Annotated in this window: 12 protein-coding genes; 7 read left to right on the top strand and 5 right to left on the bottom strand. The window is 65.7% G+C overall.

The features are described from left to right. Positions 1-29: 29 nt before the first annotated feature. The gene (locus ACYQ12_RS02150) at positions 30-821 is read right to left on the bottom strand and encodes a sulfite exporter TauE/SafE family protein (protein WP_459867034.1); all 792 of its coding nucleotides are present in this window, start codon (positions 819-821) and stop codon (positions 30-32) included. Between the two features lie 277 nt (positions 822-1098). Here ACYQ12_RS02150 and ACYQ12_RS02145 point away from each other — a divergent pair, with 277 nt between their 5' ends. From ACYQ12_RS02145 to ACYQ12_RS02120, 6 genes are all read left to right on the top strand, one after another. After that, the gene (locus tag ACYQ12_RS02145; RefSeq protein ID WP_459867031.1) at positions 1099-1833 is read left to right on the top strand and encodes a methyltransferase domain-containing protein; all 735 of its coding nucleotides are present in this window, start codon (positions 1099-1101) and stop codon (positions 1831-1833) included. Next, positions 1830-2987: an NAD(P)/FAD-dependent oxidoreductase gene (locus tag ACYQ12_RS02140; protein ID WP_459867028.1), complete on the top strand. Its 1158-nt coding sequence runs from the start codon at positions 1830-1832 to the stop codon at positions 2985-2987. The genes ACYQ12_RS02145 and ACYQ12_RS02140 overlap by 4 nt, the downstream gene beginning before the upstream one ends. Beyond that, positions 2984-4087: a type III polyketide synthase gene (locus tag ACYQ12_RS02135; protein WP_459867025.1), complete on the top strand. Its 1104-nt coding sequence runs from the start codon at positions 2984-2986 to the stop codon at positions 4085-4087. The genes ACYQ12_RS02140 and ACYQ12_RS02135 overlap by 4 nt, the downstream gene beginning before the upstream one ends. Before the next feature lie 347 nt (positions 4088-4434). Continuing rightward, positions 4435-5988, top strand: coding sequence for an alpha/beta fold hydrolase (locus ACYQ12_RS02130; RefSeq protein ID WP_459867022.1), 1554 nt, complete (start codon positions 4435-4437; stop codon positions 5986-5988). A gap of 190 nt (positions 5989-6178) precedes the next feature. Beyond that, a complete protein-coding gene (locus ACYQ12_RS02125) occupies positions 6179-7765 on the top strand; it encodes an alkaline phosphatase D family protein (protein ID WP_459867019.1) in 1587 nt (528 codons plus the stop codon). A gap of 186 nt (positions 7766-7951) precedes the next feature. After that, positions 7952-8686, top strand: coding sequence for a ParA family protein (locus tag ACYQ12_RS02120; protein WP_459867016.1), 735 nt, complete (start codon positions 7952-7954; stop codon positions 8684-8686). Between the two features lies 1 nt (position 8687). On the opposite strand, the gene ACYQ12_RS02115 is transcribed toward ACYQ12_RS02120, so the two are convergent. The 4 genes from ACYQ12_RS02115 to ACYQ12_RS02100 all read right to left on the bottom strand — a co-directional run bounded on the left by ACYQ12_RS02115 (position 8688) and on the right by ACYQ12_RS02100 (position 10553). Beyond that, the gene (locus ACYQ12_RS02115) at positions 8688-8906 is read right to left on the bottom strand and encodes a hypothetical protein (RefSeq protein ID WP_459867013.1); all 219 of its coding nucleotides are present in this window, start codon (positions 8904-8906) and stop codon (positions 8688-8690) included. After that, positions 8903-9043: a hypothetical protein gene (locus ACYQ12_RS02110; protein WP_459867010.1), complete on the bottom strand. Its 141-nt coding sequence runs from the start codon at positions 9041-9043 to the stop codon at positions 8903-8905. The genes ACYQ12_RS02115 and ACYQ12_RS02110 overlap by 4 nt, the downstream gene beginning before the upstream one ends. A 140-nt stretch (positions 9044-9183) precedes the next feature. Further along, positions 9184-9900, bottom strand: a complete 717-nt coding sequence (locus ACYQ12_RS02105) for an aspartate/glutamate racemase family protein (RefSeq protein ID WP_459867007.1) — start codon at positions 9898-9900, stop codon at positions 9184-9186. 50 nt (positions 9901-9950) lie between these two features. Next, entirely contained in the window at positions 9951-10553 is a 603-nt protein-coding gene (locus ACYQ12_RS02100; protein ID WP_459867004.1) for a LysE family translocator, read from the bottom strand. Positions 10554-10649: 96 nt separating this feature from the next. On the opposite strand from ACYQ12_RS02100, the gene ACYQ12_RS02095 reads away from it, so the two are divergent. Beyond that, positions 10650-12044, top strand: coding sequence for an aminotransferase-like domain-containing protein (locus tag ACYQ12_RS02095; protein ID WP_459867001.1), 1395 nt, complete (start codon positions 10650-10652; stop codon positions 12042-12044). Positions 12045-12157: the final 113 nt, after the last annotated feature.

The following is a 12157-nucleotide window of genomic DNA, read 5'->3' as shown; positions in this document are numbered from 1 at the left end:
ATCCCCCTCTAGCCGGGCACCGCGCCGCCTCACACCAGGAAGCTGAGCCCCACGCACAGCAGCAGCAGCGCGAACAGTCGCTTGAGGACGCGGGCGGACAGCCGATGCGCCAGCCGCGCGCCGAGACGCGCCGACAGCATGCTGGTCAGCGCGATGCCGACCAACGCGGGAAGATAGACATAGCCCAGACTTCCCTCGGGCAATTCCGCCTCGCCCCAGCCGACCCACATGAACGACAGCGCGCCGACGATGGCGATCGGCAGACCGCATGCCGAGGAGGTGCCGACCGCCTGTTGCATGGGCAGGTTGCGCCAAAGCAGAAAAGGCACCGTGAGCGAGCCGCCGCCGATCCCGAAGATCGACGACGCCCAACCGATCACCGCGCCGCCCGAGCCCAGCCACGCCCTGCCGGGTGGACGATACGCGCCATCGCCGCCCTTGGGCCGCCACTCGAAGGTCAGCTGCAGCGCCATGCAGATAGCGAAGATGCCGATGATCGTCTGCAGATGCGGCCCTGCGATATAAGACGCCGTCAACGCCCCCAACGCACTGCCGACCAGGATGCCGAGCGTCATCCACTTCACCAGCGGCCAGCGCACCGCACCTTTCCTGTGATGAGCGAGAATGGCGTTGATGGAGGTGAAGACGATGGTCGCCAGCGACGTTCCCACGGCGAGGTGGGTCAGTACCTCCGGAGCCATGCCCTGCGCGGTGAAGCTGTAGACCAGTACCGGCACGATGATCAGCCCGCCACCGACCCCGAACAGGCCGGCCAGAATCCCTGCAAACACCCCCAGCACCAGATAGAGCACAAACAGCATGGCAACTCCATAAGCCGCGGCGCGGCAGAAAAAAAGGACACACGACGGCGCGCCACGTGGCGCCGGCCGCTCGGAACGACGATCGGCTTGGCAGGCTCGTGGCCACCGGGTCGCCGTGAGCCTGTCAAGGATTAGCATCGCATGATTGACGGCCTAACCGGAACCAAACTTTCGGTTCAAACCGGCGGCTGGTCGTCTTCGCCTTGACCGTCGGGCAAAGGCTGACGACAGTGAAAGAGAATGGAGTTCACCTTTTCCTGCCGACGGACATACGGACATGCTCACGTCGCTGACCCGGCGCCAGCTCGAAGGCGAGCTGATGGATGACCCGACCGTGGACGCCCGCGCCCATGTGAAGGCCTTGTGCGGCCTGCGCCGCATCAACACGGTGAGCCGCACCGCGGCCGCCCTCTGGCCATCGATTGCGGAGATTGCCCGCGCCCATCCGGGCCGCGAGCTCTCGCTTCTGGATATCGCCACCGGCGGTGGTGACGTGGCGATCGCCCTGGCACGCCGAGCCCGGCGCGAGAACGTCGCGCTACGCGTCGACGCCTGCGACATCAGCCGGACGGCGCTCGACTACGCAACCGAACAGGCCACCGAGGCCAATGTTTCGGTGCACTTCTTTCGTCTTGATGTGCTCAATGAAGCCATTCCGAGCGGCTACGATATCGTCACCTCCACGCTGTTTCTGCATCACCTCGACGATACGCAGATCGTAGCGCTGCTCGCCGCGCTCTCCCGCCAGTCCCGCCATCTGCTGATCAGCGACCTGATCCGCAACCGCAGCGGCTACGGGCTGGCCTATCTGGGCACGCGGATCCTCTCGGCCTCGCGCATCGTGCATGTCGACGGCATGCGTTCGGTGCGCGCCGCCCTGACCCTGAACGAGGCCCGAACGCTGGCAGCCTGCGCCGGGCTCGCGGAGGCAACCTTCGAGCGCCACTGGCCGAGCCGCTTCCTGCTGCGCTGGTTGCCTGCAGAGCAGACGGCCGAGCGAGGCGCGACATGAGTGCCGCCGCGCTGCCCCGCGAATGGGATGTCGTGGTGGTCGGTGCCGGGGTGGCCGGCAGCATATCGGCCTATCGGCTGGCCCGACGCGGGCTGCGGGTGCTTCTGGTGGAGAAGTCGACGTGGCCCCGCGACAAGGCCTGCGGCGGCTGTCTCAACGCCGCTTCTCTACAGGCACTGAGTGATGCGGGCCTCGCCGAGGCGATCTATGCCGCCCCCGCCTATACGATGATGCATCTCGCCAGCGGCCGACAGCAGGCTCGTGTCCCGCTGCCCGAAGGGCGCGCCCTGAGCCGTCGCTATCTCGATGCCCGGCTGGTGGAGTGTGCCGTCGCTGCGGGGGCATGCTTCCTGCCCGATACCCAGGCGCTGCTCGGTGCCATGCTGCCCGAGGGTCGTACGCTCACGCTGCGCCACGGTGACGAGACGCCGACCGTCACCGCCCGCCTGATACTCGGCTGCGACGGGCTCGGCAGCCGTCTGCTGCGCGAAGATGAACCCGACACGCTGGAGGTCGACAACGATTCGTACATCGGCCTGGGCACCACGCTGTTCGATGCGCCCGAGCACTACGCTCCGGGCATCATCCATATGGCCTGCGGCCCGCACGGGTATGTCGGACTGGTGCGGGTGGAGGACGCCCAGCTCAATATCGGCGCAGCCCTCGATCCGCGCTGGGTCAAGCAGCACGGCGGCCCGGCGCCGGCAGTCGCCGCGACGCTGCGCTCCGCCGGCCTTCCCTCTCTCGGCGCACTGCACGAAGCCAACTGGCACGGTACACCCAAGCTGACACGCCAGCGCCAGCGACTGGGCGGTGAGCGGGTGCTGGTACTCGGCGATGCCGCCGGGTACGTGGAACCCTTTACCGGTGAAGGCATGGGCTGGGCATTGGCCAGCGCGGCGGCCATCGAGCCTCTGGCGCTCGAGGCGGTCAACGCGTGGCACGACGATCTGGTAGAGCGGTGGACCACCTGCCATGCCGAACTGATCCGCACCCGACAGCTCGGCTGCCGGGGCCTGTCGACCGTGTTGCGCCATCCCCGGCTGCTCGAAGCGGTACTGCCGGTGATCGACAGCATGCCGGGCGCCGTCGCCCCGCTGACGGCCTGGCTCAATCGCGATTATCCATCCCCTGCCACGGAGGGCTGCGAATGAACGTACAGGCAACACTCAAGGGCCTCGGTGTCGCCGTCCCCGAAGGCACGCTGCATCAGGACGCCGCCGCCACGATCGCCGAGACGCGCTGCTGCGTAAGCGAGCGCCAGTGCAAGGCGCTGCGCCGTATCTACCGCTACAGCGGCGTGCAGCGACGCTCGAGCGTTCTCCTCACCCCCACGGACACGCAGGCCGGTGCCGAAGGGCTCGAGGCGTTCTTCCCTCCCCCCGCCCGCCAGGGGGATCGCGGCCCGGGAACGGCCGCCCGGCTGCAGCGCTACGCCGAGACGGCTGCTCCCCTGGCAGCCACGGCCTGTCGCGCAGCGCTCAAGGACGCCGATCTTGACCCGGCGCGGATCACTCACGTGGTCACGGTGTCGTGTACCGGCATGGTTTCGCCGGGGCTCGACAGCGAGCTGATCCAGCGCCTCGGGCTCTCCGCGAACGCAGGCCGGCTCAACCTGGGGTTCATGGGCTGTCACGGTGCCCTCAATGGCCTGCGTACCGCCAGCGCCTTGGTCCAGCAGGATCCCAAGACGCATGTCCTGCTGTGCTGTGTCGAGCTGTGCAGCCTGCATTTTCACTACGGTTGGGATCTGGAAAAAGTCGTCGCCAACGCGCTGTTTGCCGACGGAGCCGGCGCAGTGGTGCTTGGCCCTCCCGAGCCGGGCATAGGGGAGTGGCAGCTTATCGAAACGGCCAGCCGACTGGCATCGGCTTCCACCGATGCCATGACCTGGAAGATCGGCGATCACGGCTTCGAGATGACGCTGTCCAGCGAGGTGCCCCGACTGATTCGCAGTGCGCTGCGCGACTGGCTCGAACCCTGGCTGGCGGGTCACGGCATGACGCTGAGCGATGTGGCGCACTGGGCCATTCACCCCGGCGGCCCCGAAATCATCCGTGCCGTGACGCAGGCGCTCGAGCTGCCGGAGGATGCCGACCGCGACTCCCGCGCCGTGCTCGCCGAGCATGGCAACATGTCCTCGCCGACCGTGCTGTTCATCCTCGAGCGCCTGCGTCGACGCGCCGCCCGCGGCTCCTGCGTGATGCTCGGCTTCGGCCCGGGGCTGTCGATGGAGGCTGCACTGTTGATGTGAAGCTTGCGGCATCCGCCTGTGTTGCTAGGGTCTGTTGATGTTTCATGCAGGGACGCGCCGGAGCCAGTTTTTGTGCGGGGCAAGGCATGAGGAGAGTGGTTTGGTTGTTCCAAATGAACGACGAATAACGCCGCTCCGTGCGAAAACAGGCCCGGCCCTTCGGGTTGCGCGGCAAATGGCGCCATGCCGCGTTGCGGGATTTGACAAGGGAACCACCCTTCTCTGCGTCCCGCGCCTTGCCTGGCGCCATTTGGCGAAGCAACGCGGTTCGCGCTGAAATATCAACAGACCCTAGAGTGAAATAAACGCTCCCGGGCGGGCCTTCAACAACAACAGGGATGATCGGCATGCAACATCTTCGGCGTTTTCCGCTTCCTTCGTGCGTCGGCTGGGCGACGCTCGCGACCCTCCTGCTTTCCGCGCTTCTCTGGCAGCTGCCTGCCCATGCCCAGAGCCGGTCTCAAGTCCCGCAGGAAGTGCCACGTCTGGAGAGGTCGGAATGCGTGACGCAGGCGCTGAATGAATTGGAGGCGCAGTGCTACACCTTTTACGGCCAGGAGAACTGGGATGCGCCGAACGGCACCATCATCGAACTGCCGGTGGCGGTGATCGCGCCGCAGCAGGAAGGCCGCATTGATACGCCGGTCGTCTTCTTTCCAGGCGGGCCCGGCTACTCGGTTATCGGCAATCGCGACTACCTCGACCAGCTGCGCAAGGACATCGGCGACCGCACACTGGTGGTGATGGATCATCGCGGCTTCATCCACGCCAAACCGGCGCTGGAATGTCCCGAATATGCCGAGGTGTCCCCCTACCACAACATCATCCACACCCCGGCCATCGCCTCCTCACTGGACCCGATGCAACGCCTGAAAAGTATCACCGGCGTCGTGGCGGACTGTTACACCAAGCTCGAGAATGAAGGCATCGCGGTGCCCCAGTACAACGAGTATGCCGTCTCGCGGGATGTCGACGAGATCCGCAGGCTGCTCGATTACGACACTATCGACGCCTTTGGCTCCTCGACCGGCAGCGGCACGGTGCTCTCCTATCTGCGTTACTACCCCGACAGCGTACGCGCCGCGATTCTCGGCTGGCCCTGGTTCACCAGCCTGCGCAACCGTCCCCCCGTGGACGAGTTCTACACCGCCAAGCAGACCTTCACCGACGTGCTGGCACTCTGCGTTGCCCAGGATGAACGATGTCGCGAACAGCTGCCGGACTGGTTCCTGGCCATCGACAGGGCGCGCCGTACGCTCGACGAGCGCCCCTTCACCGCCCGCGTCGAAGACGACGACGGTCGCGAAAAGACGCTCTACTTCGATGGCGCGGCCTTTCTCGACACCCTCTACCTGATGCTGCCGCAGGATTACGCGGCGCTGCCGAGCCTCGTCTCCCGGATACAGGAAGGCGATTATTCGTCCCTCGACGACTTCTTCCTGATCGACCAGTACACCTCGGAGCCGGAAGCGCCCCACTATGCGCTGGGCTATTTTCTCTCGCACGTATGCAACGACATGGGCACCAACCGTCCTCGCCCCGAGGATTCGATTGCCGCCGTCCAGCGCGAGCCCGCCATTCTCGGCTTCGAGCCGCCCTGGCTGTGCGCCTGGTGGGGGAGCGACGGAGACGTGCCGCCAGAGCACAGCGACCCGGTCGAGTCCTCCAAGCCGGCCCTGGCGATCCATGGCCAGATGGACCCGTGCTGTGGGACACGCTGGAGCGAGCAGCTGCAGCAGACCATGCCCAATCTGCAGTATGTCGAGTACCAGGCCAAGGGCCATAGCCCGGTCACCGAATGCCGCTCGACGATGATCCGCACCTTCCTCGACGATCCCGGCGCCACGGTCGACGCCAGTTGCAGAAACGAGGTGCCGCTGGAGCCGTGGAAGCTGGAGTAGAGCCAGGGTCGTCGGTCGTGGCGATTCGTTCGGGGCCCAAGTTGCGCGATGTCTTGCGCAGGCGGTCGACGCTTCGGGCCAGCGACGAGATGGCCGTCATCTCAGCGATGAGGCTCATGCGGTTGTCAGCGCAGTGTCATACAGGGGCGTTACTTTCTGGGCATCGATAGCTACCGCAAGGATGCCCACCATGCGTATGACCCGCCGCCACTTTCTACGCAATACCGCACTGACCGGTGCCGCCCTGACGACCGGTACGCTATGGGGAGCGCCGGCGATCGTGATTGCCGATTCCCGCCGGCCCGTCACCGCGCAAGGCATCATGAGCGGCGACATGCGTCCCGACGGCGCGATCATCTGGAGCCGCGCCGACCGCCCCGCCCGCATGTGGGTCGACATCGACGAGCGGCCCGACTTCAAGTCGGCGCGCACGCTGGCAGGTCCCGACGTGCTGGAGGCCAGTGATTTCACCGGCAAGCTCGACATTCGCCACCGCCTTCAGGGCGACGGCCCGCTGTACTATCGGGTCAGCTTCGAATCCCTCGAGGAACCGGGCATTTTCAGCGAGCCGTTGAGCGGACGACTACAGCTGCCGCCGCAGGCACGCCGTGACGTGCGCTTCGTGTGGTCCGGCGACAATGTCGGGCAGGGCTGGGGCATCGACGAGTCCCGTGGCGGCATGCGCATCTACGACACGATGCGTCGCGTGCAGCCCGACTTCTTCCTGCACAGCGGCGATACCGTCTACGCCGATGGACCGCTCGAGGACAGCGTCACGCTGCCGGACGGCTCCACTTGGCGCAACATCGTCACGCCAGCCAAGCGCAAGGTCGCCGAAACCCTGCAGGAGTACCGTGGCCAGCACGCCTACAACCTGCTCGATGACAACTTCCGGGCCCTGAACGCCGAGGTCCCCTGGCTGGTGCAGTGGGACGATCATGAAACCACCAACAACTGGTACCCCGGCGAGCTGCTCGACGATGACCGCTATACGGTCAAGAGCGCCAACCTGCTCGCCGCCCGCGGCCGTCAGGCATTCATGGAATACATGCCGATCCGCCGTGATCCTGCCGATCCTGAACGCATCTATCGGCGCATCCCCTACGGCCCTTCGCTCGACATCTTCATGCTCGACATGCGCCGCTACCGGGGGCCCAACACCGCCAACCGCCAGAGCGAGCCATCGAGCGAGACCGCCTTTCTCGGCGCGGCACAGCTCGAGTGGCTCAAGCGCAGCCTGATCGACAGTACCGCCACCTGGAAGATCATCGCCGCCGATATGCCGATCGGCCTGCTGGTACCGGACGGCAAAAGCGAGCCCCAGCATTTCGAGGCGGTGGCCAACGGAAACGGCCCCGCGCTGGGCCGCGAGCTGGAAATCGCTAGCCTGTTGCGTGAAATCCGCGATCGCGACATCCGCAACGTGGTGTGGCTGACCGCCGACGTGCACTACACCGCAGCGCACCACTATTCGCCGGATCGAGCCCGGTTTCAGGACTTCCTGCCGTTCTGGGAATTCGTCAGTGGCCCGCTCAATGCCGGCACCTTCGGTCCCGGTGCACTCGATGACACCTTCGGGCCCGAGGTGGCGTTTCAAAAGGCGCCCCCCGAAGGCCAGGCCAACCTGTCGCCCGCCGCCGGCTATCAGTTCTTTGGCCAGGTCGATCTGGACAGCGAATCGGAAGTGCTGACGGTCACGCTCAAGGATATCGATGGCCAGGCGCTGTTCGCACAGCAGCTCACGCCCGAGCGTTCCTCGTCGTCCGCCACGTCGTGATACTGGCGACACGCGCCACGGTATTTCCTCGTGGCGCCTTGTCATGCCGTGGCAGTGTCTTGCCAAATGAGAGTGCGCAGGATAGCGTCAGACCACGTTCCGATGCCTGGCTTGTCATCTCGCCGTCACATACTGCCGCTACCCTGTCCCGGCAGGTTCGCATGCCAATCGCGGAGAGATTCTTTCATGCAGATGCTGGCGCTCTACAGTATCAAGGGCGGCGTGGGCAAGACCGCCTCCGCCGTCAATCTGGCGGCCCAGGCCAGTCTCAGCGGTCGGCGTGTCCTGCTCTGGGATCTCGATCCCCAGGCGGCCACGACCTACTATCTGCGCGCCAAGCCCAAGGTCCGGGGCGGCGTCGACAGACTCGTCAAGGGCAAGGCGGCGCTCGACAAGGTGATCCGCGCCACCGAGCTCGACGGGCTCGACCTGCTGCCGGCCGCCTTCGGCTCCCGCGAGATGGATCAGCTGCTCGAAGCCAAGAAGCCCAGCCGCCTGCGCAAGATCCTCAAGCCGGTGGCCGACGATTACGATCTGGTGATTCTCGACTGCCCGCCGAGCATTTCGGTGCTCTCGGAGCAGGTGTTCTCCAGCGTCAACGTGCTGCTGGTGCCGGTAGTGCCCACCACGCTTTCGCTGCGTACGCTCGAGCAGTTGCGCCGCTATCTCGACGAGCAGGACCACACCTGCCCGATCTGGCCCTTCTTCACCCTCGTCGACCGTCGCAAGACCTTGCACCGCGACGTGATGGCCCGCCTGCCCGAGCAATGGCCGACGCTGCTCTCCGCAACCATCCCCTATGCCAGCAGCGTAGAGCGCATGGGGCTGGAGCAGGCTCCGCTGGTGCAGTTCGCCGGACGCGCTACCGCCACCCGTGCCTACGCCGCCCTATGGCGGGAGATTTGCCAGCGCCAGGGCTGACTCAGGCGCCGTTAGCCGACCCGACCCTGGCCGAACAGGGCGGCAACCGCCGCCGCACACAAGCGAAGGCCACCAGCCAGATGAGCGGCCCCGCCGCCGCGATGCCGGGCAAGTGACGCCAGCGCCAGCCCCGACCGAGATCGTTGCGATGCCCCTGCCGGCCCAGGGTGACGACGAAACCGAGATGCGCCCAGACGATCAGTATCGGCACCAGCGTCATGAGAACGCCTCCTCATCGGCGGGCCCGGCCTCGCGTGCCTCCAGGCGCACCGGACTGCCGCCGGTCACGCAACGGCCGTCGCTGTTGTAGGCGCCGTTCCACTTCCTTGCACCGACCTCACAATATGCCTCGTTCATCGCCTACCTCCCGGGAATTCACCCTTCGCGTATCCTGCCTCGATGTCGTGGCGAACAAGCCGATGTCAGGGTAACGCCCCGGGGTGTCGCTTTGATGACCGCAGCGGGGCTACGATGGGTGAAGCCGGCGCCATGCCGGCTCAGCGCATGGTGTCACGCGCCTCGTCCTGCAGCGCATACTCCAGAGCCGCCTGGGCATGCAGCGCCGTGGTATCGAACAACGGTACTGCACTGTCCTCGGCCTCGACCAGCAGCATGATCTCGGTACAGCCGAGAATCACCGCCTGCGCCCCGCGTTCCACCAGCCTGGCGATGACCTGCCGATAGGCTTTCCGCGACTCGGAGTGAATCTGCCCCGCCACCAGTTCCCGATAGATGATGTCGTGGACCCGCTGGCGGTCTTCCGCTTCGGGAACGAGCACTTCGAGGCCGTGCCGTTCACGCAGCCGGCCAGTATAGAAGTCGCCCTCCATGGTGAAGGCGGTGCCCAACAGCCCGACCCGGCTCAAGCCGGCGGCCCGGATCCGCGCCGCCGTGGGATCGGCGATGTGCAGTAGCGGAATGTCCACCGCGCGAGTGATGGCATCACTCAGGCAATGCATGGTGTTGGTACAGAGCACCACAAAGTCCGCTCCACCGCGCTCCAGATGCCGGGCGGCTTCGGCCATCTCCTCTGCCAGCGCATCCCAATGCCCGGCGTGCTGCAGGCGCTCGACATGACCGAAGTCCACCGACAGCATCAGGCTGCGTGCGGAGTGCACACCGCCCAGGCGCTCACGTGCCTGCTCGTTGATGATGCGGTAGTACATCAGTGAACTTTCCCAGCTCATCCCGCCGATCATGCCGATGGTTTTCATATCGTTCGCTTGTCTCTTCAAAGTTTGTTGCCGGCACATCGGTCGGCCGTCTAGCCCAGGATGAACACCACGCAGGCCGCCGTGAGGCCTCCCATCACGCCATTGAATACGCGCCAGGCACGCGGGCTCTTCAGCCAGTGACCGATGGCGATACCGAAGCCGGCCCACAGCGAGATGCAGGGCAGCGCGATCAGCTCGGCGAACCCGGCCAGCAGCAAGGCATTGATGACCGGGTTCCCGCCTTCGGGCAGGAAGCCGGCAATCAGTGTCAGCCCCATCACCCACGCCTTGGGGTTGGCAAACTGGAAGGCCACCGCCTGCCAGAAGCTCAGCGGGCGGCCTTCGCCACGCCGTCGCAGGTCGGGCGGCGGTGCCGTGGCGATCCGCCATGCCAGATAGAGCAGATAGACGCTGCCGACCAGGCGCAGCAGTGTCTGTACCAGCGGATAGCGCTCGAAGACCAGCCCCAGCCCAAGGGCGACGGCAGTGAACAACACGAAACAGCCCACCAGGATGCCGAAGATGTGCGGCAGCGTGCGCCAAAAGCCATAGTTGGCACCGGAGGCGGTGAGCATGACGTTGTTAGGACCCGGCGTGATGGTCATCGAGATCATGTAGAGTGCCGCCGGGCCCAGGAATGCCAGGAATTCCATTATTGTATCCATACAATTTAAAAATAGGGATGTATCATTGCGCCACAATCCGAGCATAATGGGGCTGGAATTAACGTCAAAGGTTTTATTGTCACCATGACAATCTGGAGTCCCACGCTCAACGATCAAGGCCCGCGCTATCGCGCTATTGCCGAGGCCATCGCCGAGGCCATCGTGGCGGGCGAACTCGTGCCGGGGGAACGATTACCCCCCCAGCGCCGCCTGGCGGACCGCCTGCACGTCACGCTAGGCACCGTGACCCGCGCCTATGCCGAGGCCGAGCGTCAGGGCTGGGTCGAAGCGAGAGTGGGCAGCGGCACCTATGTCCGCGGTGCCGGCTCGCCCCGGGGAAGCGACTTCCTGGCGTCCCCGCCGCAGCAGGATGGCGTGATCGACCTCAGCCTGAGCCTGCCTCCGCCTCATCCCTTGCGGGCCGCCGCCCTGGGCCGGGCCCTGCAGGAGATAGCCGACGATGCGGAGGTCCTGCACCGCGCGGTGGAGTATCAGTCCGAGCGTGGCGTTGTGGCCCACCGCGAACGGCTCGCGGCGTGGATGACCCATCTGGGCATGGCCGTGGATGCAGATGCCTTGCTTATTACCCAGGGCGGCCAGCATGGCTTGAGCCTGGCGCTGACCGCCCTGACCCGCCCCGGCGAACGTATCGCCGCCGACGCGCTGACCTACCCCGGGCTAATCGGCGCCGCCCAGCAGGCGCACCTCAAGATACTGGGCGTACCGCTGGATGGTGACGGCATGGACACCGAAGCGCTGGAACGCCTATGCGCCCAGCAGCCTCCACGGCTGGTCTATGTGACGCCGGACCAGAACAACCCCACCGGTGCCAGCCTCTCGGCAGCGCGCCGCGAGCATCTGGCGGCCCTGGCGCGGCGTCACGACTTCTGGATTCTCGAGGATGGGGTGCAGTACCTGCCGCCGGCCGAACGCGGCACACCGCTGTATCAACTGGCGCCGGAGCGCACCCTGTTCACCTTCAGCACGGCTAAGGTCCTGGCCGGGGGGCTGCGCATCGGCACGCTGCGTGTGCCGCAACCGCTACGCGATCGACTGGGAGCGGCGATACGGGCCCAGAACTGGATGGTACCGCCGCTGATGGTGGAGGCAGTGTGCCGCTGGGTCGCCGGCGGCGACGCGGACCGGCTGCTGGCCTGGCAAACCGACGAGCTCGGCGAGCGCCAACGCCTGGCCCACGAAATACTGGCGGGGTTCGAACTGCACGGTCGTCCGCATGGCGCCAATCTATGGCTCCCGCTGCCCTCCGGCCTGCGTGGCGCCGTACTGCTCGACGCCCTGGAACAGCGCGGTGTCCGCGTTACCAGCGCCGAGCCCTTCTGCGTGGGTAGCACACCGGCGCCTCAGGCGCTGCGTCTATGCCTGAGCGCCGCTGCATCCCGAGACGTGCTGAAGCGGGCATTGGGCATTGTCGCCGACGCTCTCGAAACGCCACCGCCGTCGCCCTGGAAGACGCTCTAAGGCTGAAAAACGGCGAGAAACGCAGTTTACGCAGTGCAAACGCGTTTTTCGTGCTCTTTTAAGCGTGCTAATAAAACCGGTTATTTGAATAAATATACGACTATGAATTTACG

It is taken from the genome of Halomonas shantousis (assembly GCF_054654615.1).
This window is presented reverse-complemented; position numbering and strand designations above follow the sequence as displayed.